Source organism: Pseudomonas songnenensis (assembly GCF_003696315.1).
GTDB lineage: Bacteria > Pseudomonadota > Gammaproteobacteria > Pseudomonadales > Pseudomonadaceae > Stutzerimonas > Stutzerimonas songnenensis.
Genome location: NZ_RFFN01000007.1, coordinates 32,942 through 59,107, shown reverse-complemented (window position 1 = coordinate 59,107; position 26,166 = coordinate 32,942). Strand labels below are relative to the sequence as shown.

The window sequence follows — 26,166 nt, the reverse complement described above, 5'->3', positions numbered from 1 at the left end:
ACGAGGTCAGTCAAGCACCACTGCATGGCCCGCCAGCGGATTGATGTCGCCTTTGATCAAGGATTCGGCCAGCGCCTGTGCCGCTTCGAGGCCGGCGTGCTCGTTCACCTGCATCCAGGGCTGCTGCGCATCGCTCACCCGGGCGATAAAGGCGAGCTGCGCCTCGTTGAAGCGGCGGGTCACCTCGGCGGGGCCCCAGTCGGCGTTGCGTTTCTTGATCTGATAAGGCGCGAAGTAGGGCTGAGGCTGCGGACCGGCCAGCGTTGCGTCCGTCTGTCTGTATTCGTGGTTCTGGGCTGACCCGGCGAAGCAGTCGTACACCAGGGCATCCTTGAAATGGCTGTGGATCTGCCGGCGTAGATCGGCGCTGCCGGAGAAGTCGACGTACAGCGTGGGTACGCTCGGGGCCAGCGAGGCGAGCTGGTCGTAGCCCAACGCCTGGTGGTAGCAACCCAGGCCTTTTACGAAGTCCGTGTTGCCGGCGGAAGTCAGGCCGATCAGCTGCACCGCCGGGTTGTCCTGCAGGCAGAACGCCGTGCCGTACGCGGTCTTGCTCGAGGCGCTCGACATCAGGATCTGTCGCGCGCCGAAGAAGGCGTTGTCGTCGAGGAAGTCGGCCAGCATGAACGAAGTGATGAACAGCGGGCGCAGCAGCATCTGATAGTTTTCGCTCTCGGCGCGATAGGCGGCGTCGCTGCTGATGCGCTGGTACTGGTTGTAGGCGGATGTGAGTTCAAGTCGATGTTCGGCGCCGTCGTAGAAACCGCGCTCGGAGACGCGCACCGGCTGCATCACGACATGGCTGGCGATCGGCCAGAAGCCGTAGAAGCGTTCGCCCTTCGCCAGGCCATCGACGGTGCTCTCCACGACTTCGGCGAAGCCCCACGCCGGCATGTGGAACCACTCGCCATCGCCGGTCGGGTAGAAGTCCCAATAGCGCAGGTGAGGTGTCTCGCCGAATGCGGCGTAGGTGACATTGTTGGTGGTCAGTGCCAGCCGGCTGATACGCAGCAGGGCTTCGCCGGGTTGCAGCTCCGGCATTGCCTGGGTCTGAATGCGGGTCTGCTGCATGTCTTTCTTGTTGTTCTGCAACTGGCGGATGACGCTCATCGATGGCACCTTGGGTTCGTAAATGGACGGCTTCGACTCTATCCCTTTCGTTTCACCGCCGGGTTCGGATTTCATGAGCACACGATTGCCGAGCGCCAAGCCGCTCAAACGGCCGACTCAGCAGCGCGCCAAGGCCACCGTTCAGGCGATTTTCGACACCTATGTTCGGATATGGCAGCGCGACGGCTGGGCTCGATTGACGACCCGTGCGGTTGCCCTCGAAGCCGGCGTGGCGATCGGCACCCTGTACGACTATTTCCCCAGTAAACATGCGCTGCACTCGGGCTACGTGCGCTATTGCGTCGAGCAGCTGCTGGAGGCCATCGACGCGCAAGCGGTAGCGCCCACTGAGCTTGCCTGGCCCGAGCGCATCCGGCGACTGGTACGCACCCTTGCCGGGGTCGAGTCACGGCTGCCCTGGTTCCACCCGGATATGCTCGAACTGGAAACGCTGGTGGCCGAGCCCAAGCACCAGCGTCGGGCCTACGAGGATCTGTTGAGCGCCTGGCATCGAGTCATCGATGCAGCGACCGACCTTCCGGTGCGTCCCTCGCCGGCAACTTTGGAAGCGCTGCATCTTTCGGTATGGGGCGGGCGCCGCTACGCCATGCTGGTGCAACTCGAAGCGGATCGCATGCAGGCCTGGGCCGCCAGCATGGAGCACCTGTGTCTGCTTACGCTCAGGGGCGCGAACGAGCCAGCTTGACCTCGATCGCCCAGGGCAGACACTCGCGATGCTGCTTGGGCGGACAATTCAAGCATTGCGTCGAATTCGTTGTTCTTCGTTCGACTATCAAGGCCATCAAGGCAGATTCGATACCAGAGGAGAGCAGCCATGCCCAGCACCATCCACCTTCACCGCGTCCTGCGAGCGACACCCGAGCGCATCTATCGCGCCTTTCTGGACCCAGACGCCAAGGCCAAATGGCTGCCGCCGAACGGCTTCACCGGCAAGGTGCACGAGATCGACGCGCGGGTAGGCGGCCGCTACAGAATGTCCTTCACGAATTTCTCCACGGGTACCAGCCACAGCTTCGCCGGACAATTCCTGGAGCTGCTGGAAAACCAGCGAATCCGTTACGAAGACACATTCGATGATCCCGGCTTGCCGGGCACGATAGAGGTGACGGTGACGCTCACCCAGGTTTCCTGTGGCACCGAACTTAACATCACCCAGGCAGGCATTCCGGACGCGATCCCGGCCGAGGCCTGCTACCTCGGCTGGCAGGAGTCGCTGACGCATCTGGCGAAGCTGGTCGAAGTGGAGATTCCGGACGCGTGATCCGCGCTATCCAAACCATGGTGGTGGAGCGTCAGGGCACCGTTAGGGGCCAGGCGGTCCGCCACCGTCCGGTGAATCTCCCGCATTGCACCTGGCCACTACACAGAGGTGTGGTTGAGATATGATGCGCGCCCGCTGAAGCCCCCTCACACATCAGGTCATCATGCCCGGCGATGCTCTCTATACCGACTTGTCGGGTCACTACGACCTCATGTGCGCGGACATCGACTACCGGGCGCAAAGCCACTGTGTCCAGCGACTGCAGCAGCTGTTCGGCAACGGCGGGACGAGGCATCTGGACCTCGCCTGCGGCACCGGCCCGCACGTCCGTCATTTCATCGATGCCGGCTATACCAGCGGCGGGCTCGACATCAATCAGCCGATGCTGGACAGAGCCGCCGCGCGCTGTCCGGAAGCGCAATTTTCCCTGCAGGACATGTGCGGCTTTGCGGTCGAGCAGCCGGCCGATCTGATCACCTGCTTTCTTTACTCCATCCATTACAGCGCCGCGCTGGCCAGGCTCGAAGCCTGCATCGCCAGCGTGCATGCCGCGCTGGCCCCGGGCGGGCTGTTCTGCTTCAACGCCGTGGACAAGCGCCGGATCGATAACACCTCATTCGTCTCGCACACGGCCCGGCATGCGGACGGCCTGTTCACCTTCAGCTCCGGTTGGCACTACCCGGGTGAAGGGGAGCAGCAACTGCTGAAGTTGCGCATTGGCAGAACCGCCGCGGATCAAAGCCAGGTCTGGCACGACGAACACGCGATGGTGGCGGTGAGTTTTGCCGAGCTGAGCGAGCTGCTGCAGCGGTACTTCGAGGTGCATGTGCTCGAGCATGACTACGAAAAAATCGTGCCCTGGGACCAGGCATCCGGGAACGCGATATTCGTCTGCGTGAAGATCTAGCGGGGCCGCAGGCTGCGATTGGCCACCAAGGTTAGCGGGCCTGCTGCAACTGCTCTCGCGACGCCGTGGTGAGCTGCAACGCGAGGCCCATCAACAGCACGATGCCGACGGCCATCAGCAGCCAGGCGTCCGCCAGACTCGCCAGCCGGTCGCGCAACAGGCCCGCTCCCAGCGGTGCCAGGCTGGCAATCAGATAGCCGCCGCCCTGAACGAACCCCAGCAGCGAGCCGGCGTCGGCCGAGTCCCGCGCATGGTCCATGGCCAGGATCAACGAGAGCGGGAACAGGGCGCCGATTCCCACACCCAGCAATATCGCCGTCGGGATTGCCAGCATCAGCGGTGCCAGCGCGAGGCACAACAAACCGGCCAGCACCACAGCCAGCACGCCCAGCACCAGCGGCCGCCGCTGCCGGATTCGTCCGATCAGCGCGGAGAGCAGCAATCCGGCGCCGACTTCCGCCAGGCTGATGCCGCCGAGCAACAGGCCGCTGTCCGCAGCGCTCCAGCCAAGGCCGGTGTAATAGGGCGGCAGCCAGGCCAGCACCAGGGTATAGGCCGCCGTACCGATGCCGAAGAACAGCAACAGCCGCCAGGCGTGTGGCGATTTCAACGGCAACGGCCGGGAGGCGGTTCGCCCTGTCGCGACCGGCGGGCGCGCCAGGCTCCACCAGATCCACAGGGTCAGTAGGGCCGGAATCGCCCACAATGCCAGGCCATTCGACCAACCGAAGCGTTCTGCCAGCGGCGCGGCACTGGCCGCGGCGAGGGCAGCGCCGCCCATGATGCCGGTGGTATAGAGCCCCATCAGCGCGCTGGTCCGCTGCGGATGGCAGCGGTGGATGTATGCGGGTATCAGCGCCTGCACCAGGGCAATCCCGACGCCGCCGAGTGCGGCGGTGAGGATCAGGCCGATGCCGCCTGGCGAGCCCCAGCGCAGGGCACTGGCCAGTGCCACCAGCGTGAGCCCGAGCGCTACGCCGCGACGTTCGCCGAGCTTCGCCTGCAACCTGGCGCCGCCCAGTGCGCAGAATCCCATGGCAGCGATGGGCAGGGTGGTAAGCGCGCCTGCACCGGCACTGCCCAGGCCGGTCGCGGCCTGGATTTCGTCGAGTAATGGGCCGATGGCCGCTAGGATAGGCCGCAGATTGAGGCCTACCAACAGAACGAGCATGACCCCCAGCAGCGCTTCGCCGACCCGCGACAGTGAAGTTGACGCGGGTGATCGAACGGAAAGCATGGCAATCTCCAAGTGGGCAGCTAATGTCTTTGCGATAAGTATCTTAACATCAAGACAAATAGACGAGGTATCCGGTGATCGATAGAGCTCAACTCGCCGTTGAACAATGGCAACAGCAACGGCCGGACCTGGACACCTTGCCCATGCGGCTGATCGGTCGGCTGGGCGAGGCGGTGCAGGTGCTCAACCGAGACGTGCTGCAACCCTTCTTCGATGAGCACCGTTTGCACTACGGCGAATTCGATGTGCTGGCGACCTTGCGTCGCGCCGGCGAGCCGCATGCCTTGAGCCCGACCGCGCTGTATGAAGCGGCGATGATTTCTTCAGGCGGCATGACCAACCGGCTCGACCGTCTCGAACGTGCCGGACTGATCGAACGCAAGCCCAACCCCGAGGACCGTCGTGGCACTCTGGTTGCGCTGACCGAAGCCGGCTTCACCCTGATCGACGGCCTGATGACCTCTCATGTCGAGAACGAAAAAAGGGCCCTTGCCTCGCTCAGTCGCGACGAACAGGAACAGCTCGACAGGCTGCTGGGCAAGTGGCTGGCAGGACGCTAGCGCTACGCCTGGCGTAAGCCGCGATAAGGACCACGCGGCTCGATAGGGCGCGGCGTATATCCGCGCGGGATGGTGTGGTCGTGCATGGCGCAGCTGCGCGGCTCGGTATCACCCGAGCCTGGTGACGCCGCGCTCGATCAATGCAAACGCCGAACGCTCGATTGCACGACTTCCTGCGCCTGGCGCGCCAGTTGATCGAGCAGGCGGTCGCGCTGTTTCTCCGCCTCGCTCATCGCCTTGCGACCGTTCTGCTGCACCAGGTAGCTGTAGATCTGCCGGACTTCCTTGGACTGGAAGATCGGCTCCAGATCCTGCACCGCCACCGCACCGTTCGAAGCCTCGTTTCGCGTATTCATCACCACCTGCGGGCCGCGCGCCACTAGCGGCTGAAAGCCCAGCGCGCCGAAATACGGCACCTTGCCTGCAACGCAGGCCACCTCGGCATGGGGATAGCGCGTCACCATTGCCTCGACCATCGCCCGGCCAATGCCCTGGCGGCGACGGCCGGCGTCGACCGCCAGATAGACCAGCGCGCAGGCTTCGGGGTCATCCACAAAGGGCAAATACAGCGCGAAGCCGAGCAGGACCGCCGGGTCCTCAGCATCCAGCGCGAGGATCAGCTCCGGCTTGCCGGCCTGCGCGCCGTCCATGCTGTCCAGATAGCGATGCACCTCGAAACCCACCACGTACTGGTACAGCTGATACAGCGGGTTGCTGGGCTGCAGCGAGACCGGGCTGATGTCGCCGAGATAATCCACCACCATCTGCAGCACCTGGCTTTTCAGCGATTCCGGCGGCGGGGTGTCGAGGTGGGTGAGGGTGAACATGGCGGCGCTCCGGGGCGGTACGGCAAAGCCGACATTGTAAAGGCCGCGGCAGGATAGGCGGGAAGCGGCGATGCGTTTTCAGTTCACCACAGCGAGCGGGTTCCAGCAGTGGTTTGATGGCTTTCATGCTGCCGCGCCTACCGATCGTCCGCGCTCCGCGTCGCTTCATACCATCACTCCGCCTGGTGGACGCCCCAGGGTGCTGGAGCGTCGATAGCTGCATGCCACGCACGCATTGGGACGATTTGTCCTACGCCGTCCGACGCGGCTGGATTGCCGGAAATATCGCAGAACAGTAGTGTGGCGACCGGCCACTATCGATGGCCGGATCATGCCCGGCATCCGAGCGCTACAGCCGAAAACGCGACGGATGCCCACCACACAAGGACTGGTAAATGAAATCTGCTTTTCTCTCTTCCCTGAAATCGTCGCTGCTGGTTGTGCTGGCGGTGAGCATGGTGGGTTGCGCCACCAGCCGCTCTGTTGTCGATGTCACCGTTCCGGTACTTACGGGAACGACAGGGCAGAAGGTCGTCATCACGACGATCGACGAACGGGCCTTCGAGGCCAAGCCCCGTAGCGCCGACATCCCTTCCCTGAAAGGCGGCGAGATCAATGACAGAGCGATCACCGGGCGCGCCTATGCACGCAAACGCAACGGATACGGCATGGCGCTGGGTGACGTGGTGTTGCCTTCAGGCCGCACGGTCAGCCAGCTGGTGGGCTCTGCCGTTGCCAACGCCTACACGCAGTCCGGCTATCAAGTGGTGGAAGGGCCGGGTACGGATGCCCGCCAGGTCACGGTGCACGTCAAGGAATTCTGGACCTGGTTCTCGCCCGGTTTCGCGTCGGTGTCCGTCAACAACAAAGCGAACCTGACCATCGAAACTGACGGCCAGGCGCCAATGGCCATCGCCACTGAAGTCAACGACGGTATGCAGTTCGTGACGGACAGCGACTGGGCGAACGTAACCAGCCAAGGCCTGCAGGAAGTGACGGCTGCGGTTGGCAAGAAACTGGAAGCGAGTCGCGCTCAGTAACCTACCCTGATGGCGTCTTCACACCCGCTTGGCGGGCGCGACGACGCCAACGATCGGCTCCGCAATTACTAGACAGGCTCGACCTGTCGTTGGTAGTCCAGCTGAGGTGCCTGCTCGACGGCCGCCTGCAGCTCCGTCACCAGGGCATCCACCTGGCGCAGCGCCTCGGCCACCGAGGCGGCCAGTACCTCGCCACCGGTTTCCTGACCCTCAATGGCAATCTGGTGAATGCGGGTGATGCCGATAAAGCCCAGCGCGGTCACCAGGTTCGGCTCCAGGTGATTCATGTGCGCCATCGCCCCACCGGGACCAAAGCCGATGCCGCCCCGGGCGGTGAGGATGATCGCGTGCCGCTCCCGATCCGCCAACATGGGCACGTAGGGATCAAGCGGGTTGCTCTCGTCCAGCCCGACCGTGCGATTCAGGCGCACCACCTGATCGATCCAGGCCTTGAGCGCCGCCGGCATGCCGAAGTTGTAGAGCGGCGTGCCGATGACCAGCACGTCGGCGGCCAGCAGTTCGTCCACCAGCCTGTCGCTTTCGGCCAGGGCATCCTTCATCCAGGGTTGCTGATGCTCCTCTGGCGTGAAGGCCGACGCAATCCAGTCGTGGCTGACGAAAGAGGGCGGGTTCTGGCCGATGTCCCGGTAGGTCACGCCATCCTGCGGACGACGCTCCAACCATTGACTGACGAAGCGCTGGCTGAGGTTGCGGCTGTGGGAACCGTGTTCGTCCTTGCCGGCAAGGCCGGGGCGGGCGCTGGCGTCGAGGTGCAGAAGGTGTGTCATGGCGAATCTCCTCTGTGATTGAATTCATCTGTCGTTCGCGGTAAACCCAGCCTAGGGCTAGGCTGTACGAGCGACAAACGACCATTTCTTCGAACTACAGATGAGAGAAACTCAGCCATGGCGCACCGCCGGTTACCTTCGCTTTCTGCGCTGCGGGCCTTCGAAGCCGCCGCTCGCCACGAGAGCGCCAAGCAGGCTGCGGAGGAGCTGTCCGTCACGGCCACGGCGATCAGCCACCAGATTCGTTCGCTGGAGGAATCCCTCGGCGTGGCGCTGTTCCTGCGTAAACCGCGAAAGCTGGAATTGACCGATCCGGGGCGCGAGCTGCAACAGACGCTGGAAACGGCCTTCGACAGCATCAGCGCCACGGTCGAACGCCTGAGCGCAAAACCCTGCCGCCAGGCGATCACCCTCAGCACCACACCGGCCATCGCGGTGCGCTGGCTGGTGCCCTGGGTCTGCCTGCTGCGCGATTCCCATCCGGATATCGATCTGCGCTTTCACACCTCCCATGAACCGGTGGCGCTGGATGGCGTCACGGCGGACATCGCCATCCGCTACGGCGACGGCCGCTGGCCGGGGCTGGTGGCGGAGAAGCTGTTCGACAACACCTTCGTCCCGGTCTGCAGCCCGCACCTCGGCTTGCGCAATGTTGCCGATCTGCCCAAACACCCGTTGATTCATTTCCGTGCGCAAGCCGCCTTGTCCGCCCCGATTCATTGGGCGTCGTGGCAAAAGCTCGCCAACGTGCCGGGGCTGGATGTGAGCGCCGGGCTGGTCTTCTCCGACGAGACCCACGCCATCTCGGCCGCCATCGGCGCGCAGGGCGTGGCGCTGATGAGTCGGCAGTTGATCGAGGATGAACTGAGGGAAGGGCGGCTGGTGCAGCCGTTCGGGCCGGAGATGGAGGGCAAGCCGTTTCATCTCGTATACCCGGAGAGCCGCCGGGACGACCCAACGGTTCGGGCGGTGAGGGAGTGGGTGATGGCTGTGCCGGGTGGGTTGTGTGAGGTGGCGGGTTGATACATTGATGCCGTGAGCCAGTCGCGCTTTATGAGAATGTCGAATACCGGTTTATTTGGCGCAGCCGATTGGCGTATTCCTCTTCGCTCCACGCAGAATCTTCTCTTTTCCGCGCGCGGTCGGCTGGCGGACTGGGTAAGCGCTATTCATGACTCCGTGATATGCCAGCCAGCATTGCGGAATTTAAAAAAGTTCTAGTTGTTTTGGGCTTTGAACGTGGGTTCGTTTTCTTATTTCGTCGGCCATTCTAGCTTTCGAGTAGCTGGCATAGATTGCCGTAAGTGTGATTACAGTAAAGATTAAAAAAATGAGACCAAAAATTCGCTGTTCTAAAATTGTCTCCGATATATAACCATTCTCGGGTTTCGCTAATAGATCGCAGATAACTTCTTTGTCTCGCTTTGATGGGAGAACTCGCTCGCTCTGACAGGCTTCCGAATTAAGCTTCCACTCAAAGAGGTTCCATGAGTAAGCGGATTTGCCATTGGTCCAAAATGTAGTTTTGGTTTCCTTAACTGTTAGCAGGGCCTGGCTGGGTATGCCTAGTAATATAATTGGAGTGGAGACTAATAGTAGAAAAGTTGCCATTACCAGAATTTCGATTTTCTTTCCTTTTAAATTTGGATCGCGAATTTCGCACGTCTTGACATTAAAGTAGTTCCTAATTGGAATTATTTGCTCTAATCCGATGCCGTGTTTGTCAAGGAAATCAATGGATTGGGTGACGTTGGAGTTGCTGGAGAATTTAATACCGGTTCTGAGTCTTATGCTGTAGAAATCATAAACCTTTTGCCAAGCATTATCGATGCGTTTATCTGAAACGCTTTTGCTTCCCCCTACAATGAAAAGAAGGCGCTGTAGTATGAAAAAACCTGAGCCTGCTCTCTTCCATGCCCATAGGTAAGCTGCCACAAGTAAAGCAGGGAATATTATGGGGGCCGCAGCCTTGGAGAGTTCGATAAGCTGCGAAGCAATAGAAAAAAATTCTTTCGATTCCATACAATTCCTCTTGAGCGGATTCTGGACTCCAAGCTTTCCCTAAAGTGGCAGCTTGGCCGGCTGGGTTAAATGATAGTTACGTTAACTCATCAGGATCATAGGTTAATGCTGCTACATGGGCGATGCCAGGGCGATGCCAGGGCGATGAAAGTGGCGAATATTTACGCGTCCCACCTATGGGCGTGGGCGGTTGAGACTCTCCGTACGGTTCACTGAGAACGCAGTACTGGGCTCGCTGGGCTAGCAGACGACTCGGACAGCCCGAGCGAGGAACGAAAGGGCTCCAAGAGCAACTCCGGTGAGGAAGTCTGGCGGTAGCCATACCCGCGCGCCGGGGGCCTTCTCTTTGGTACTTTCTCTTGGCCTGACAAGAGAAAATGACTCGCCGTGCAAGGCGAAACCTGTCGGTGAGGCCGCGGAACGCGCGGCGAGTATGCAAGATGGCGAGCCAGCGGCCAGACAATGTCTTCTTTGTTTTCTTGTTGCCTTGTTTCCTTGTTTCCTTGTTTCTTAGTAGCTCATTCGTCAGTGTACACATGCTGACTAAGCAATCTGTCACATGCTTGGAGAATCATGCTCGGCTTCGGAATGGGATGATCGTTACTAACGTGATGCGCCCATATGGTGTCGGCACAATATAGGACCACATCCTCCCTATTCTCTTGGATGGCGCGCTCTTTTAACGTGCTGATGAGAAGTTTATGTCTCATTTCAGCCTCTTCCAGCGCCTCGGAAAGTACGTTTTGAAGCGTCATGTCTGCATCGCTGGCTGTCACTGGCGCCGCTAGTGCCATGCTCAAAATAATTAACTCTAATTTGATTCTCATAGGGATGCCTAAAGCCTTCAAAAGCGCTATTTGGTTGCTTTCTCGGCCAGACAAGGGAAAGTGACTTGCCGTACAAGGCGAAACCGGTCGGCGGGACCGAGGAAAACATGACGTAAAGCGGATGGGTAGGGCAGCAAAATAAATCTGTTTCCTTTTCTTGTTCCTTTTCTTGTTATATGGAAGGGCTGGCGTAAGCGTGTGGCTCGCACCGCATCGACGTTGCCGGAGGTAGGGTGGAAAACGGCGAAGCCTTTTCCACGCGTCACTTCCAGGCTACCTCGCTCTTTGGTTACTTTCTGTTGGCCAGACAAGAGAAAGTGACTCGCCGTGCAAGGCGAAACCTGTCGATTGGGCCGAGGAAAGCGTGGCGAGGGATACCGAGCGGCGAGCCGGCAGGTCAAAATTAAATCTGTGCCCTTTTCCTGGTTTATTATTTTATAAATACACCGATGAAGTCTCTAAATATGACGACTCCATCAGCGTCTTTTATGATGGCTTCCATTGTATGTAGGCCTCTGTAAGCTGTTGAGTCATGGTGCGTATGGCTATCCCCGGCAAAGAAGGGTGAGCTGAAGTTAGTATCTCTGAAAACAATTTTCTTGGGGTAACGATAAATGCCCATGTTTTTAAATAGCTGGGCTTCTTTGCCATGGTTGGTTTTTATAAGTTGTAGCTCAAGAGGAAAATTGTGGTTTTGATAAACTTCTCTGCTAAGAGTTGTTTTGAACGTAAGGCTTTCTTTCTTATTGAGGGCGGATGATACAGATGGGTATTCGATCAGATGCCCATTAATTGACCTGTAGCACTTGAAAAGCACGCCGCTGCAGTTCACGCAACGTGAAGTTAGGAATGATTGCTTAAGCTCAGGTCCGAAAGGCAGAAGATCGCGGTATTTTTCATGAGAAAGCTCTCGAACCTTATATCTATGCTGCTTGCCAGCTTTGTCAGTGTATGTGCGAGGCAGTGTGGGAGTCTCAATAGTCTCGCACTCACCCTTTGCGTTGATTTGAGTGCGAGATCTAACTCGGGTGAAGTCATCAGGAAAGTCAACTTCGCTAAGTATGCTGTCACCTAGCATTGCCTTGTTCTTTCCTGCGATGCCTTGAAGCTTAGAGGCTACATCAACATAAAAAGAGGTAGGGGTGACCTCGGAAACTCCTCTTAATCCATAAGATGACCACAGTACCTTATCATTAGGGCCGTAGTCCAAACCGATACGAAAACCCAAGTAGTCAGCTTTGGGATCTTGGTAGTATGTCTGTTCTAAAACAGGAATAATTGTGCCTGTCATAAGTGCTTCTAGAACAGATGTGCAATTTATCGCATTGACAATGCTTTCTTCTTTGGACTGTTGTTTTCCACCAAAGAAAGCCAGCAAGGCATCTCCCATGAACCGGTGAACATGGCCGTCCATTGCTCGAACTGTATCAACTGCCGCTTTCAATATGGTGTTTTTGATTGCGACAACTTCGTGCAAGTCATAGATAAAAGTTAGGCGGGTCGAATTTTTTATATCTAGAAAAAGCGAGCAAATGTAATGGTGTTCTTGGTTGTCGGTATCGGCTAGCTCTCTAAAGTCAGGGTGGGTGCCAATCGTGCCGTTATTTGTCCCAGGCTTGCCAAATGCAGATCTAATGTCGGATTGAATAGTTTCTTGGTTGAATTCGGTGGGGGTGGATGAGTCTGAGGTAATGACGGTGCGGCTATGAAATGATTGATCCGAAAAGCTCTCGCTTGCGTAGACGGATTTAGTAAAAGTCTTTTTTCTCTCGTTGTTTAGCATGCGTGAAAACGTGTCGCGAGATATGCTTTTTATCATGGTCTCTTATCCGGTCGAGCCAAAAAAACACAGTGCCAAAAAGATGAAAATGACCGCGAAATGAACGATAAGTATTGATGTTATTATCTGGATTTTCTGAAATTTCTTTGAGGCTATTGTCGAGAGAGTGTAAACTTGCGTTGTTAGATCTTTTAAATAGTCAGTTTCGTCAGTATTCAGGAAGTCGGTTGAAAACCCTGCTTCTCCATTGCGGTGATTAGCAATGTCCCCGAAGAAAATTAGAGAGTTTCCGTGGTATGCGTCTTTTTTACTATATGTTATTGGGAAAATTACCGTGCATGCGAGAACCATGCATAAAGCGGCTAGTGTCACGCTGATGCCTGAAGCTAAGGAAGTAGCGACGATGTACTGAGTGCTAAAAATCTCGAAGTTGAGCTTGCCTAGAAGCGTAAATATAAGCGCAATGGCTGCTGCGCAGTATGACATTATAATTGTGCACTTAGTATTAGTAGAGCCTATATAGGTATCTATTCGCTTAAGCACTTCGAACTGATTTTTTAATTTAAGCTCAATTGCCTTTGTATCATTGAGGGATTCAGTTTGCACTACGACACCTTGATTTTGTTCGATGTGGAATGCTTTTCGAAATGTTATTTGATGGTCTTCTGGTTTTGAATGTGGCTGCGTTGATTTGCGCAGCCACCTTAGTATTGCAAGGTCTAGTTCAATCCCAGCTCAACGCCCCACCTGTCTGATACTCAATAACCCGCGTCTCGAAGAAGTTCTTCTCCTTCTTCAGGTCCATAATCTCGCTCATCCACGGGAACGGGTTGGTGGTGCCTGGATACTCTTCCTTCAGGCCGATCTGCGTCAGACGACGGTTGGCGATGAACTTGAGGTAGTCCTCCATCATTGCGGCGTTCATGCCGAGGACGCCACGGGGCATGGTGTCGCGGGCGTATTCGATTTCCAGTTGGGTGCCCTGGAGGATCATCTGGGTCGCTTCGTCCTTCATGTCGGCGTCCCACAGGTGCGGGTTCTCGATCTTGATCTGGTTGATCATGTCGATGCCGAAGTTCAGGTGCATGGATTCGTCACGCAGGATGTACTGGAACTGCTCGGCGGTGCCGGTCATCTTGTTGCGGCGGCCCATGGAGAGGATCTGGGTGAAGCCGCAGTAGAAGAAGATGCCTTCGAGTACGCAGTAGTAGGCGATGAGGTTGCGCAGGAACTGCTTGTCGGTCTCCGGGGTGCCGGTCTGGAAGGTCGGGTCGGAGATAGAACGGGTGTACTTGAGGCCCCAGCTGGCCTTTTTCGCGACGCTCGGGATCTCGTGGTACATGTTGAAGATCTCGCCTTCATCCATGCCCAGCGATTCGATGCAGTACTGGTAGGCGTGGGTGTGGATCGCCTCTTCGAAGGCCTGGCGCAGGATGTACTGGCGGCACTCGGGGTTGGTGATCAGGCGGTAGGTGGCCAGCACGAGGTTGTTGGCGACCAGGCTGTCGGCGGTGGAGAAGAAGCCGAGGTTGCGCTTGACGATGCGGCGCTCGTCTTCGCTGAGGCCGTCCTTGCTCTTCCACAGGGCAATGTCGGCGTTCATGTTCACTTCCTGCGGCATCCAGTGGTTGGCGCAACCATCCAGATACTTCTGCCAGGCCCAGTCGTACTTGAAGGGTACGAGCTGGTTGAGGTCGGCGCGGGCGTTGATCATGCGCTTCTCGTCGACGCGTACGCGGGCCGATTCGCCTTCCAGTTCGTTGAGGCCTTCCTGGATGTCCAGGTCGTCCAGCGCGCGCTTGGCGCGGGCGATGGCGTCGGAGTCACTGGCGGCAACGGCGCGGGCTTCTTCCACGGAGCCGGCGGCTTCGTTGTCCAGCTTGGCGGCGGTCTGGCCTGCCGGCTGCGCGGCAGCGGGGGCCGGCGCGGTGGTGGTGTCTTCTTCGTTGAATTCGTCCCAGCTCAGCATGTGCGATAGCTCCTGATCGGGGACCGGGGCTTGGCCGGTCGGATATGTTTGGAGTGGCTTTTGGTTTGCACGCAAAAGCGCGGAATCTGGTTTGGTGTTGCGCGCCATCGAGTGGGGTAACGGTGGATGTGGAAAGCGACATCCACCCTACGAATCAGCCCACTCGGTGCGAGGGCGGAGCTGGGCGAGTGAGCGCAAGGCGCCTGTCGAGTCGGAACCCCTGGGCGTACAGCTGTACGTGATGGGGTCCGGCTCGGCAGGCAGCGCGGCGATCGCCGTCCAGATGCGTCCGCCTCCCTTTGTTACTGGCAGGCTTCGCAGTCGGGGTTATCGATACTGCATGCCAGCGGCACCGGAGCCGGCTTCGGCTCTGCAGCCGGCGCGGCGCTGGCGGAGTTCGCCGCCTCGCTGCCACCACTGGACACGGCGTTCAGCTTGCCGGTGTTGATGGTGGACTTCTCGGTGCTGGTCGCGGCCAGGGCACGGAGGTAGTAGGTGGTTTTCAGGCCACGGTACCAGGCCATGCGGTAGGTCACGTCGAGCTTCTTGCCCGAGGCGCCGGCGATGTACAGGTTCAGCGACTGCGCCTGGTCGATCCACTTCTGGCGGCGGCTGGCGGCGTCGACGATCCACTTGGTTTCCACTTCGAAGGCGGTGGCGTACATGTCCTTCAGATCCTGCGGGATGCGCTCGATCTGCTGTACGGAGCCGTCGTAGTACTTGAGGTCGTTGACCATCACCGGGTCCCACAGGCCGCGGGCCTTGAGGTCGTGGACCAGGTACGGGTTGATCACGGTGAACTCGCCGGACAGGTTCGATTTGACGTACAGGTTCTGGTACGTCGGCTCGATGGACTGCGACACGCCAACGATGTTGGAGATGGTCGCGGTCGGGGCGATGGCCATGATGTTGGAGTTGCGGATGCCTTTCTTGACGCGCTCGCGGATCGGCGCCCAGTCCAGGGATTCGGTCAGGTCGACGTCGATGTACTTCTGGCCACGGGCCTCGATGAGGATCTGCTGGGAATCCAGCGGCAGGATGCCCTGCGACCACAGCGAGCCCTGGAAGCTGGAGTAGGCGCCACGCTCGTCGGCCAGGTCACAGGAGGCCTGGATGGCGAAGTAGCTGATGGCTTCCATGGACTTGTCGGCGAAGTCGATGGCGGCATCGGAGCCGTAGGCGATGTGCTGCAGGTACAGCGCGTCCTGGAAGCCCATGATGCCCAGGCCCACCGGGCGATGCTTGAAGTTGGCGTTCTGCGCCTGCGGCACGCTGTAGTAGTTGATGTCGATGACGTTATCGAGCATGCGCACAGCGGTGCGCACGGTGCGCTCCAGCTTGGCGGCGTCGAGCTTGCCGTCCTTGATGTGGTTGACCAGGTTGATCGAGCCCAGGTTGCAGACGGCGATCTCGTCCTTGTTGGTGTTCAGCGTGATCTCGGTGCAGAGGTTGGAGCTGTGCACCACGCCGACGTGCTGCTGCGGGCTGCGCAGGTTGCACGGGTCCTTGAAGGTCAGCCACGGGTGGCCGGTCTCGAACAGCATCGAGAGCATCTTGCGCCACAGGTCCTTGGCCGGCAGGGTCTTGAACAGCTTGATCTTGCCGTACTTGGTCAGCTCCTCGTAGTACTCGTAACGCTCCTCGAAGGCGCGGCCGGTGAGGTCGTGCAGGTCGGGAACGTCGGACGGGGAGAACAGGGTCCAGGGGCCGTCGTCGAAGACGCGCTTCATGAACAGGTCCGGAATCCAGTTGGCGGTGTTCATGTCGTGGGTACGGCGACGGTCGTCACCGGTGTTCTTGCGCAGCTCGAGGAATTCCTCGATGTCCAGGTGCCAGGTTTCCAGGTAGGCGCACACGGCGCCCTTGCGCTTGCCGCCCTGGTTGACCGCGACGGCGGTGTCGTTGACCACTTTGAGGAAGGGCACGACGCCCTGGGATTTGCCGTTGGTGCCCTTGATGTAGGCGCCCAGGGCGCGCACCGGGGTCCAGTCGTTGCCCAGGCCGCCGGCGAACTTGGAGAGCAGGGCGTTATCGCGGATGGCGTCGTAGATGCCGCCCAGGTCGTCCGGCACGGTGGTCAGGTAGCACGAGGACAGCTGCGGACGCAGGGTGCCGGCGTTGAACAGGGTCGGGGTCGAGGCCATGTAGTCGAAGGACGACAACAGGTTGTAGAACTCGATGGCGCGGGCTTCTTTCTGCTCTTCCTCGATGGCCAGGCCCATGGCGACGCGCATGAAGAAGATCTGCGGCAGCTCGAAGCGGACATTGTCCTTGTGGATGAAGTAGCGGTCGTACAGGGTCTGCAGGCCGAGGTAGGTGAACTGCTGGTCGCGCTCGTGGTTGAGCGCAGCGCCGAGCTTGGCCAGGTCGTAGCCCTTGAGCTTGGAGTCGAGCAGTTCGAACTCGACGCCTTTCTCGATGTAGGCCGGCAGGGCCTTGGCGTACAGGTCGGCCATCTCGTGATGGGTGGCGGCTTCGGCTACGCCGAGGAAGCCCAGGGCTTCGGCACGCAGGGTGTCCATCAGCAGGCGCGCGGTGACCTGGCTGTAGTTCGGCTCACGCTCGACCAGGGTGCGGGCAGTCATCACCAGGGCGGTGTTGACGTCCTTCTCGGCCACGCCGTCGTAGAGGTTCTTCAGGGTTTCACGCTCGATCAGCGCGCCATCGACCTCGGCCAGGCCTTCACAGGCCTCGGTGATGATGGTCTGCAGGCGACCCATGTCCAGCGGCTGCTGGCTGCCATCGGCGCGGGTCACGCGGATGCTCGGGTGCGGCTGGGCGATGTCGCTGCTGCCGCTGGCGCTCTTGCGCTTGACGGCCTGGGCTTCGCGGTAGATCACGTAGTCACGCGCGACCTTCTGCTCACCGGCACGCATCAGGGCCAGTTCGACCTGGTCCTGGATTTCTTCGATATGGATGGTGCCACCGGAGGGCATACGACGACGGAAGGTGGCGGTGACCTGCTCGGTCAGGCGCGCGACAGTGTCGTGGATGCGCGAGGAGGCGGCAGCGTTACCGCCTTCCACTGCGAGAAAGGCCTTGGTGATGGCGACGGTGATCTTGTCGTCGGTGTAGGGGACGACGGTACCGTTGCGCTTGATCACGCGCAGCTGGCCCGGGGCGGTAGCCGCCAGATCCGGTGCATCGGCTGACAGCGGGTTCTCGCGAGTGGAAGGGTTCTGCATGGGGGCTCCGGATTCTCTCTTTTAGTCGCGGTTCGGATTCTGTCTGCGCGGGCGTGGTCGCCCGGGCGTCGTTACTGCATGAACCATGCCCCGCATTGCAGCGCATGGTGGTATCGCAAGGAATAGTCCTGACTCGGCCGCTCACGAGCTAAGTCGTTGCCGGAAGGATAGTCAGGCTGGAAAAACTGTCAACACAATATGTTGTGTTTTGTCTTGGCTCCAAGCACAGCTGCTAGTTCCGCGCTTGGAGTCAGGGAGACGACTGTCGAAGGCTTGCATGAATGCTTGACCTGGGGCTGCCGGCGGTGTTGCAGAGCAATGAGACGCGGGACGGTAGCCCTGCGCTCGAATATGTCTCGATTGTGTCACTTGGTACGCATAGGCCCAACATCTAGGGGCTACGACGCGCAGGGGCGACAAGATAATGCTGGCTCGAGGCCAATGCAAGGCGGCTGGCCGGGATAACCTGTGGATAAGGTGTGTGCGGTTTGTGGGTGAAAGCGCGGCGTCCGGCCGCAGGCCGCATGGCTTCGGCGCTCGGCCGAATGCCGACGAAATACGCGCCGCCGGGCATATTTTGATGATGGTCAATGACACAACATGTTGTGTTTGCCGTTGCCCGCTTTTTGTGCATCGTTCGGGCCCGGGCGTTGGGTACAATGCGCGCTTGTTCGTTTGTGGCCTGACGGTTCGGCAGGGGGCGGGGGATGGAGCAAGAGACGTGGCGGATTCTCATTGTCGAGGATGATCGACGGCTGGCTGAGCTGACGCAGGAGTACCTGCAGGGCAACGGCGGCTTCGAGGTGTCGATCGAGTCGGATGGCGCCTGCGCTGTCGAGCGCATCATCGAGGAACGACCCGATCTGGTGGTGCTCGATCTGATGCTGCCCGGCGAGGATGGCCTGTCGATCTGTCGACGGGTACGTGATCGCTACGATGGTCCGATCCTGATGCTCACCGCTCGGGCCGACGATCTGGATCAGGTGCTGGGGCTGGAAACCGGTGCGGACGACTATGTCTGCAAACCGGTGCGTCCACGTCTGCTATTGGCGCGCATCCGTGCGCTGCTGCGCCGCCAGCCGCCGGAGGCATCGGCCAATGCCAAGCGCCTGCAATTCGGCCCGCTGGTAATAGACAGCGCCCTGCGCGAAGCCTGGCTGCGCGAGCAGCAGATCGAACTGACCGGCGCCGAGTTCGACTTGCTCTGGCTGCTGACCTCCAACCCCGGGCGCATCCTTTCCCGTGAAGAAATCTTCGCCGAGCTGCGCGGCATCGAATACGACGGCCAGGACCGCTCCATCGATGTGCGTATCTCGCGCATCCGCCCCAAGATCGGTGACGACCCCGATCACCCGCGATTGATCAAGACGGTACGCGGCAAGGGCTATCTGTTCGTTTCCGAAGCTGCCGTGGCGATGGTGTAGCGCTGCCGCCCATGAACTCGATCTTCCTGCGCATCTATGGCGGCATGCTGGGGGTGCTGGTGCTGGTCGCGCTGCTCGGCGCCGGCGGCCTGCACCTGCTCAACCAGTACCGCGCGGACGATCACCGCGAGCGCCTGGCCAGCGGCACCTTCCGCCTGATGGCGCACAACATGAGCAGCATGACGCCGATCGAACGGCGCCAGGCGGCGAACCTCTGGGGCCGGCTGCTGGGCATTCCGCTGCGGGTGCGCACGCTGGATGACGTGCGCCTGGAAAGCCGCCTGGAGGCGCGCCTGCTGCGCGGGCAGGTGCTGGTCGAACAGATCCGACCGCAGAGCACCACGGTCTTCAGCCTGGTCAGTGCGCGGGATCGGCTGGTGCTTACCGGTGAAGTCGAGCAGCTCAGCGAACAGCTGGCGCGCGCCACCATTTACCTGCTGATCGACGAACTGATCCGCTATCCCGAAGCCGAACAGCCGCAGCGCCTGGCCGAGCTCAAGCAGGCGCGGGGGTTCGGCTTCGATCTGGAGTTGCTCACGCGCGACAGCGCCAACCTCGACGATGACCAGCGTCGGCGCCTGGACGAGGGCGACACGGTGATGGCGCTCGCCCAGGGCGGCGATGCAGTCCGCGTATTCGCCGCCATTGCCGGCACCGGCTGGATCATGCAGCTTGGCCCGTTGTACCAGATGAATCCCTACCCACCGCAGCTGCTGATCTTGATCGGCCTGCTCGGCCTGTCGCTGATCGGTCTTACCGTGTACCTGCTGGTGCGCCAGCTGGAGCAGCGCCTGAGCGTGCTGGAAGGCGCCGCGACCCGTATCGCCGCGGGCAATCTGGAAACCCGCGTGCCGGATGTCGGTACCGATTCGGTCGGGCGCCTGGCCGCGGCCTTCAATGGCATGGCCAGGCATCTGCAACGCCTGCTGGCCGTGCAGCGGGAGATGGTCAGCGCGGTCGCCCACGAACTGCGCACGCCGGTCGCGCGCCTGCGTTTCGGCCTGGAGATGAGCGCCGAAGCGCAGACGGACGAGGCCCGGCGCAAGTACCTGCAAGGCATGGATGGCGATATCGACGACCTCGATGCGCTGGTGGACGAGATGCTGGTGTATTCGCGGCTCGAGCGCGGCTCGCCGACGCTGAATTTCCAGCAGGTCGACCTGCGGGCACTGGTCGATCAGGTGATCGGTGAGCTGGCGCCGTTACGCCCCGATGTCAGCGTCAGCCGTGGAGAGTGCACAACGGCCGCCGATGGCAGCTGCTGGGCAGAGGCGGAGCCGCAGTACCTGCGCCGCGCCCTGAGCAACCTGATCAACAATGCCATGCGCCATGCCGAGCGTCGGGTGCAGGTAAGCTTCGCCATCGATGGGCAAACGGTGCGGCTGGATGTGGACGACGACGGTCCCGGTGTGCCGGAAGCGGACTGGGAAAAGGTCTTCACCCCGTTCCTGCGTCTGGATGACAGCCGCACCCGCGCCTCGGGTGGGCACGGGCTGGGTCTGTCCATCGTGCGGCGGATCATCTACTGGCACAGCGGCCGCTCGCAGTTGAGTCACAGCGAGCTGGGTGGTGCGCGCTTCAGTCTGGTGTGGCCGCGGCGCCGGCCGGACTGAGCGTTGCCGCGCGGGGTGAACCTGCAAGGCTCACCCTGCGCTGCAGTCGCGTCCGTGCTGTCAGCGGATACGGCCTTGTTGCAACTCGAGCTCATCCTTGGAGAAGTCGTCAACATCGATGACCTTGCGTCGAGCGAGCTCCGCCGTCCGCAACTGCTCGGCTTCGACGGCGTCGATCACACCGGCCGTCAATGCTGCGTCGACCAGGCTCTCGCCGGGGGCGGGTTGTACGGTGCCGGCCTTCACTGCCTTGGCCAGTTTCTTCGCCGTGCCCTGACTGCTGGCAATGGATTCGAACGCGTGCTTCAGCGAACCGAGGGGCTGCTCTGGATCATGCGGGCGATACATGCCGTCGAGAATACTTTCCAGGGCTGGATCGCCTTCCGGACGGCCAAGCAGGGCGGCGACTTCGGCGTCCAGTGCATCCGATGGCCCTTTGTGGCGTGCGCCGAACGGGAAGACCAGGGCATGCAGCAGGTGGCCGAGGATGCGGTTGGGGAAATTGGCCAACACGTCCTGTAGCGCGCTTTCGGCTTTCTCCAGGCAATCTTCCAGCGCCCAGCGCAGCAGCGGTTCCTGCGCGGTCGGGTGGCCGAGGTCATGGAACTGCTTGAGCGCTGCGGAGGCAAGGTAGAGATGGCTGAGTGTATCGCCCAGCCGTGCCGAAAGCCGTTCGCGGCGCTTGAGTTCGCCGCCAAGGAGCATCATCGACAGGTCCGCCAGCATGGCGAACGCCGCGGCGATGCGGTTGAGCGCGCGGAAGTAGGGCTGCGTGATGCTCGTCCCCGGTACGCGCCCCATCAGGCCGAAGCTCAGGCCCAGCAGCAGGGTGCTGGCGGTGTTGCTGACGGCGAAGCCGATATGCTGCATCAGCAGCTCATCGAATTTCACGACAGCGGCTTCGCGATCGGGCTCGTGGACCAGCTCCATTTCCCGCAGCACGAACGGATGGCAGCGGATTGCGCCCTGGCCGAAGATCATCAGGTTGCGCGAGAGGATGTTCGCGCCTTCGACGGTGATGGAGATCGGCGCCGACAGCCACAACCGTCCGAGGTAGTTGTTCGGCCCGAGAATGATGCCTTTGCCGCCATGGATATCCATGGCATCGGTGATGCAGGCGCGGCCGCGCTCGGTGAGGTGGTACTTGAGAATCGCCGAGAGCACCGAGGGCTTCTCGCCCAGGTCGACGGCGTTGGCGGTGAGGATTCGTGCCGCGTCCATCAGCCAGGCGTTGCCGCCGATGCGTGCCAGCGGCTCCTGGATGCCTTCGAAGGCGGCCAGCGGCACGTTGAACTGCTCGCGGACCTGCGCATAGCGGCCGCTCACGTAGCTGCAGACCTTGGCCGCGCTGGTGCCGGTCGCCGGCAGGGAGATGGAGCGCCCGACTGACAGGCAGTTCATCAGCATCATCCAGCCTTTGCCGATCATGTCGCGGCCGCCGATGATGGCTTCCAAGGGCACGAAGACGTCCTTGCCCCAGTTCGGCCCGTTCATGAATGCCGCGCCCAGCGGCAGATGACGACGGCCTATGTCGACACCGGGGGTGTCGGTGGGGATCAGCGCGAGGCTGATACCGAGTTCTTCCTCATCGCCCAGCAAGTGGTCCGGATCGTAGGTCTTGAACGCCACGCCCAGCAGCGTCGCGACCGGGCCGAGGGTGATGTAGCGCTTCTCCCAGTTCAGCCGCAGGCCGAGCACTTCTTCGCCCTGCCACTGGCCGCGGCAGATCACTCCGCTGTCGTTCATCGCGCCCGCGTCGGAGCCGGCGTAGGGGCCGGTCAGGGCGAAGCAGGGAATGTCGGTGCCGTTGGCCAGACGCGGCAGGTAGTGGTTGCGTTGCTCATCGGTGCCGTAATGCATCAGCAGCTCGGCCGGGCCGAGGGAGTTGGGCACCATCACGGTGCTGGCCAGATCGCCGCTGCGGGTCGCCAGCTTCATGACGATCTGCGAGTGGGCGTAGGCGGAGAAGCCCTTGCCGCCATATTCCTTGGGGATGATCAGCGCAAAGAAGCCTTCGGCCTTGATGTAGTCCCAGGCAGCAGGTGGCAGGTCCATCCGTTGCGCGATGTCCCATTCGCTGACCAGTGCGCAGAGGGTTTCGGTTGGGCCGTCGAGGAAGGCCTGTTCCTCCGCCGTCAGGCGCGCCTTCGGATAGCCGAGCAGGGTGTCCCAGTTCGGCCGGCCGCTGAACAGCTCGCCGTCCCACCAGACGGTGCCAGCATCGATGGCATCGCGCTCGGTCGCGGAAATCGGCGGTAGCACCTTCTTGAACCAGTCGAACATCGGGCCGCTGAAATACTTGCGGCGCACATCCGCGACCAGCAGCGGCACAGCGACGGCGATCAGTGTCAGCCAGAGCAGCAATACCACCACGCCGGACGTATCGGCGGCGGTCATGAAGATCAGGTAGGTGGCGACGATCACCAGGGCCGGCACCGGCGACACTCGCAGATGGGCGAGTACGGCGATGCCGAGCAGCAGGACCAGCAACCAGAGCAGTGTCATGAGTCTTATCCTTTTAGATTCGAACAGCTTCCATCGTCAGCATAGGCGCTTGCGCCGCTACAGCGAAGGGACGAGGTGCCGCCGGGCATGCGGTGGCACCGGGAATGGTTCAGGCCCGCGGTTGGGCTTCGCGGGGTTGGCGCCCGGCGTCTCCCTCGTTCTGGTTGGCGGCCGGCTTTTCCTGTGCAACGCCGGCCACGGTGATTTCCGGCAGACTGCCGCCGATGAATTCCACGCTGCGGGTCGGGAAGGCGAACTGCACGCCCATTTCGCGGATGCCCTCGAGCAGTGCCAGGTTGATCTCCTGCTGGGTATCCATGTACCGGTTGTAGTCCGAGACCTGCATGATGTAGACGACCTCGAAGGTCAGCTGGCTGTCGTCGAAGCCGAGGAAATGCGCGCGGTCGAACTTCGCCACCTCGATGCCGTCGATGATGCGCTTCACCAGTGCTGCCACCTCTTTCACCTTTTCGGTAGGGGTGTTGTAGGTGATGCCGAACTTGAAAACGATCCGCCGGGTATTCATGCGCTTGTAGTTGTGCACGATCTGTCTGAGCAGGTCGGCGTTGGCGACGACCACCTGTTCGCCGCTGAGCGCGCGGATGCGCGTGGTCTTCAGGCCGATGTGCTCGATGTTGCCGGCGACTTCACCGAAGACCACGAAGTCGCCGATCTCGAAGGGCTTGTCCACGCCGATGGACAAGGAGGCGAAGATGTCGCTCAGCAGCGTCTGTACGGCCAGGGCAATGGCGATACCGCCGACCCCCAGGCTGGCGACCATGGCGGTGATGTCGACGCCCAGGTTGGCGAGGATCGACAGCAGCATCATGGTCCAGACCACGATGCGGATCATGATGCCGATGATGGTGGTGGTAACCGGATTGCGCGCCTTGCCGTCGCGGGTCAGGCTTTCCATCCACAGGCGCACGCCGGTGTCCATCCACAGGGCGAACTGGAACGCCAGGGCGATGAACCAGCCGTGGGACATGGTCGATTCCCAGCGTGGCGACAATTCGACCGTCTTCAGGGCAATGAGTAGTGAGAAGGCCAGGATCAGCAGGTTGCTGGTGCGCGAAAGCAGTTCGGCGGCGATGCCGAGAAACTTGGTCTTCGCTCCGGTCGCCAGCTTGCTCAGGCGCCGGGTCACGATGCCGAGAATGGTGCGCAGGACCAGAAAGGTGACGATGGTGATGCCCAGCACGATGGCCAGGTTGATCCAGAATGTCTCGTTGAGCAGGGCGTCCCAGTTCATCCATATCCTCCGGCAAGGGTGCGCTTGATGCGGCGAAGACCACGTTTTTCAGTGGTCCTTGCTGCGCATAAGTTCCCTTGTCGTGCCCGGCAGGACGGGTGTGGCAGGCGCTATCGACCGGTGCGCGCTTCAGTTGCGCTGCAGGAGGGCGGCAAGCTGATCGTAGCCGCCGGCGTTGATGACCTGGCTGTAGCCGAGATCTTCCAGCACCTCCTGTGCGGCCGACGAGCGCCGGCCGCTGCGGCAGTAGAGCACCACGGGCGTGTCCTTGTCGGGCGCGATAGTGCCGATGCGCCGGGCAAGATCTGGTGTCTCGATTCGTCTGGCGCCCGGTAGCGCGCCTTCGGCGAATTCTTCGGCGGTCCTGACATCGATCACAACGGCGTCCGGGCGCTGCATGACCTGCAGCGCGGTGGTTTGGTCGATCTCGCCGGCCATGGCGCCGAGGCTCAGGGCAAGTAGTACGAACAGGGCGGGCGTGCGCATCAGGGCTTCCTCATGGGCGCGCCTGAGGCGCGCGCTCAGCTGAATATACGGGTCAGATTGGGCAGGATAAGAATCACTGCCGTGGCGATGACGATCAGGGTCGCCTGCCGGAACTTCTTCTGGTTGAGCATGACATGGCCTTTTATTCTTGTGTGCAGCGAATTGTCGCCTTGCCGGAAGGACCGAGACGGTACGCTGTTTGTGATTTCCACGAGTCGTGCGACGGAAACGAGACGTACCGGACGTTCGCCTGGCTATAAATAAGCAAGCAAGTTCCACACCAGCAAATTGACGGAGCGATGAAGTTGCGCCGGGCTTTTGGTTGTCTTCCTTGAGTGATTCATTCGGAGGGCAAGCCATGAACACGTCAAAGCTATCGCTGATAGTGCTGCTCGCTGCCGTCTCGACGGCTGTCTCTGCCCAGCAGGAGGATATGACCCTGCAGCAGGAGCGCGAGCAGATGGGGGCCGATTTGGAGGAGAATCGCCAGCAGATCGGCCGTGATATCAACCGTATCCGTGAACCTGCAGCTACCGGGAACGATACGCAGGGCCTCAATCGCGGCGGCGTGCAGAGCGATGCCATCAATCCCCGGCCCAATGTGCCTGGCACCGCAAACCCGCCTGCAGGGACCGGTTTACCGAGTGCCCAGGACAATGTTCAGCAACCGAATCGTGGCTTGGGGACGACTCCCGCTCCGGGCACTACGTCGCCGCAAGCGACTCCGGGTGGTGCCAATCGAAACGCGGGCCAGGGTGGCGTCACCCCTCCGGGTGGAATCGGAACAGGTGGCGGTAACGACGCCGGTGGGGCGGACAGCGGAGGCGCTGCCACTGGCGGTGCCACAGGTGGCGCTGCCGGCCAGCGTTAATTGTCTGGCATGGCTGTGCAGCGCTGAGGCTGATCAGTCGTTCAGCCGCTCCAGGCTAGCCGGATCCGGTTCGCTGTTGAAAAAGACCTGTAACGCTTCTGCGAATGGCGCTGGGTCCGTTGCCGCCTGGGCAAATAGCGTCATGCTGGAATGAAATTTCAGGTCATCCGGGCTGCCGAGGATCTGTCGAGCGCTGCGGGTGCCGTGTTCGAGCATCGCCTCGGTGCACGCCCGCAGCCTCGCTCCCAGTAATGGGTGCTGCAGGTACGCGATTGCTTCATCGCGACCCGAGATGGCGTAGCGCTGTGCCATGGCGCTACGGCCCAGGCCCTGAAGTTGCGGAAAGATGAACCACATCCAGTGCGAATGCTTGCGGCCGCTGCGCAGTTCCTTGAGCGCTTGCTCGTAGTGACCCTGCTGGGCATCGACGAAACGCTGCAGATCATAAGGGTCGCCCATGGGCTTCGTCTCGGCGCAGGAG

Annotated in this window: 23 protein-coding genes; 9 read left to right on the top strand and 14 right to left on the bottom strand. The window is 60.8% G+C overall.

Annotated elements, in window-relative coordinates:
* Positions 1-6: 6 nt before the first annotated feature.
* Complete coding sequence (locus EA798_RS17040; RefSeq protein WP_122099713.1) at positions 7-1,110, bottom strand: DUF2855 family protein; 1,104 nt, start codon at positions 1,108-1,110, stop codon at positions 7-9.
* Between the two features lie 73 nt (positions 1,111-1,183).
* On the opposite strand from EA798_RS17040, the gene EA798_RS17035 reads away from it, so the two are divergent.
* The 3 genes from EA798_RS17035 (at position 1,184) to EA798_RS17025 (ending at position 3,299) form a co-directional block, all read left to right on the top strand.
* Positions 1,184-1,816 (top strand): TetR/AcrR family transcriptional regulator, encoded by a 633-nt coding sequence (locus EA798_RS17035; protein ID WP_244221294.1) that lies wholly within the window; start codon positions 1,184-1,186, stop codon positions 1,814-1,816.
* 129 nt (positions 1,817-1,945) lie between these two features.
* Positions 1,946-2,392, top strand: a complete 447-nt coding sequence (locus tag EA798_RS17030) for an SRPBCC family protein (RefSeq protein ID WP_122099711.1) — start codon at positions 1,946-1,948, stop codon at positions 2,390-2,392.
* 163 nt (positions 2,393-2,555) lie between these two features.
* Positions 2,556-3,299 carry a class I SAM-dependent DNA methyltransferase gene (locus tag EA798_RS17025; RefSeq protein WP_122099710.1) on the top strand — a complete coding sequence of 248 codons (744 nt, stop codon included), beginning with the start codon at positions 2,556-2,558 and terminating at the stop codon, positions 3,297-3,299.
* A gap of 31 nt (positions 3,300-3,330) precedes the next feature.
* Here the strand turns inward: EA798_RS17025 and EA798_RS17020 are convergent, their stop codons facing one another.
* Positions 3,331-4,470: an MFS transporter gene (locus tag EA798_RS17020; RefSeq protein ID WP_122099781.1), complete on the bottom strand. Its 1,140-nt coding sequence runs from the start codon at positions 4,468-4,470 to the stop codon at positions 3,331-3,333.
* A 140-nt stretch (positions 4,471-4,610) separates the two neighbouring features.
* Between EA798_RS17020 and EA798_RS17015 the strand changes: the two genes are divergently transcribed.
* Entirely contained in the window at positions 4,611-5,096 is a 486-nt protein-coding gene (locus EA798_RS17015; RefSeq protein WP_208643729.1) for a MarR family winged helix-turn-helix transcriptional regulator, read from the top strand.
* Positions 5,097-5,233: 137 nt separating this feature from the next.
* Here the strand turns inward: EA798_RS17015 and EA798_RS17010 are convergent, their stop codons facing one another.
* Positions 5,234-5,923, bottom strand: coding sequence for a GNAT family N-acetyltransferase (locus tag EA798_RS17010; RefSeq protein WP_122099708.1), 690 nt, complete (start codon positions 5,921-5,923; stop codon positions 5,234-5,236).
* A 395-nt stretch (positions 5,924-6,318) separates the two neighbouring features.
* On the opposite strand from EA798_RS17010, the gene EA798_RS17005 reads away from it, so the two are divergent.
* Positions 6,319-6,963: a flagellar biosynthesis protein gene (locus EA798_RS17005; RefSeq protein ID WP_244221293.1), complete on the top strand. Its 645-nt coding sequence runs from the start codon at positions 6,319-6,321 to the stop codon at positions 6,961-6,963.
* Positions 6,964-7,031: 68 nt separating this feature from the next.
* Here EA798_RS17005 and EA798_RS17000 read toward each other — a convergent pair whose 3' ends face one another.
* Positions 7,032-7,751 (bottom strand): FMN-dependent NADH-azoreductase, encoded by a 720-nt coding sequence (locus EA798_RS17000; protein ID WP_122099707.1) that lies wholly within the window; start codon positions 7,749-7,751, stop codon positions 7,032-7,034.
* A 117-nt stretch (positions 7,752-7,868) separates the two neighbouring features.
* Here EA798_RS17000 and gcvA point away from each other — a divergent pair, with 117 nt between their 5' ends.
* A complete protein-coding gene (gcvA, locus tag EA798_RS16995; protein WP_122099706.1) occupies positions 7,869-8,774 on the top strand; it encodes a transcriptional regulator GcvA in 906 nt (301 codons plus the stop codon).
* A 183-nt stretch (positions 8,775-8,957) separates the two neighbouring features.
* Here gcvA and EA798_RS20545 read toward each other — a convergent pair whose 3' ends face one another.
* The 6 genes from EA798_RS20545 to EA798_RS16970 form a co-directional block, all read right to left on the bottom strand.
* Positions 8,958-9,773, bottom strand: coding sequence for a DUF6216 family protein (locus EA798_RS20545; protein WP_147456787.1), 816 nt, complete (start codon positions 9,771-9,773; stop codon positions 8,958-8,960).
* 518 nt (positions 9,774-10,291) lie between these two features.
* Positions 10,292-10,600: a hypothetical protein gene (locus EA798_RS16990; RefSeq protein ID WP_122099705.1), complete on the bottom strand. Its 309-nt coding sequence runs from the start codon at positions 10,598-10,600 to the stop codon at positions 10,292-10,294.
* 430 nt (positions 10,601-11,030) lie between these two features.
* Positions 11,031-12,383, bottom strand: a complete 1,353-nt coding sequence (locus EA798_RS16985) for an adenylate/guanylate cyclase domain-containing protein (protein ID WP_167462984.1) — start codon at positions 12,381-12,383, stop codon at positions 11,031-11,033.
* 42 nt (positions 12,384-12,425) lie between these two features.
* Entirely contained in the window at positions 12,426-12,986 is a 561-nt protein-coding gene (locus EA798_RS16980; protein WP_122099703.1) for a Pycsar system effector family protein, read from the bottom strand.
* 118 nt (positions 12,987-13,104) lie between these two features.
* The gene (locus EA798_RS16975) at positions 13,105-14,349 is read right to left on the bottom strand and encodes a ribonucleotide-diphosphate reductase subunit beta (RefSeq protein WP_122099702.1); all 1,245 of its coding nucleotides are present in this window, start codon (positions 14,347-14,349) and stop codon (positions 13,105-13,107) included.
* Between the two features lie 302 nt (positions 14,350-14,651).
* Positions 14,652-17,534, bottom strand: a complete 2,883-nt coding sequence (locus tag EA798_RS16970; RefSeq protein WP_122099701.1) for a ribonucleoside-diphosphate reductase subunit alpha — start codon at positions 17,532-17,534, stop codon at positions 14,652-14,654.
* Positions 17,535-18,241: 707 nt separating this feature from the next.
* Between EA798_RS16970 and EA798_RS16965 the strand changes: the two genes are divergently transcribed.
* On the top strand, positions 18,242-18,958 hold the full coding sequence (locus tag EA798_RS16965) for a winged helix-turn-helix domain-containing protein (protein ID WP_106155298.1): 717 nt from the start codon (positions 18,242-18,244) through the stop codon (positions 18,956-18,958).
* 11 nt (positions 18,959-18,969) lie between these two features.
* Positions 18,970-20,571: an ATP-binding protein gene (locus EA798_RS16960; protein WP_106155297.1), complete on the top strand. Its 1,602-nt coding sequence runs from the start codon at positions 18,970-18,972 to the stop codon at positions 20,569-20,571.
* Between the two features lie 60 nt (positions 20,572-20,631).
* Here the strand turns inward: EA798_RS16960 and EA798_RS16955 are convergent, their stop codons facing one another.
* The 3 genes from EA798_RS16955 to EA798_RS16945 form a co-directional block, all read right to left on the bottom strand.
* Positions 20,632-23,076 carry an acyl-CoA dehydrogenase gene (locus tag EA798_RS16955; RefSeq protein ID WP_122099700.1) on the bottom strand — a complete coding sequence of 815 codons (2,445 nt, stop codon included), beginning with the start codon at positions 23,074-23,076 and terminating at the stop codon, positions 20,632-20,634.
* A gap of 109 nt (positions 23,077-23,185) precedes the next feature.
* Positions 23,186-24,328 carry a mechanosensitive ion channel family protein gene (locus tag EA798_RS16950; protein ID WP_122099699.1) on the bottom strand — a complete coding sequence of 381 codons (1,143 nt, stop codon included), beginning with the start codon at positions 24,326-24,328 and terminating at the stop codon, positions 23,186-23,188.
* 129 nt (positions 24,329-24,457) lie between these two features.
* Entirely contained in the window at positions 24,458-24,814 is a 357-nt protein-coding gene (locus EA798_RS16945) for a rhodanese-like domain-containing protein (RefSeq protein ID WP_122099698.1), read from the bottom strand.
* Positions 24,815-25,172: 358 nt separating this feature from the next.
* Here EA798_RS16945 and EA798_RS16940 point away from each other — a divergent pair, with 358 nt between their 5' ends.
* Complete coding sequence (locus tag EA798_RS16940; RefSeq protein ID WP_122099697.1) at positions 25,173-25,685, top strand: hypothetical protein; 513 nt, start codon at positions 25,173-25,175, stop codon at positions 25,683-25,685.
* 33 nt (positions 25,686-25,718) lie between these two features.
* On the opposite strand, the gene EA798_RS16935 is transcribed toward EA798_RS16940, so the two are convergent.
* On the bottom strand, positions 25,719-26,144 hold the full coding sequence (locus EA798_RS16935) for a DUF1810 domain-containing protein (protein WP_122099696.1): 426 nt from the start codon (positions 26,142-26,144) through the stop codon (positions 25,719-25,721).
* Positions 26,145-26,166 lie beyond the last annotated feature (22 nt).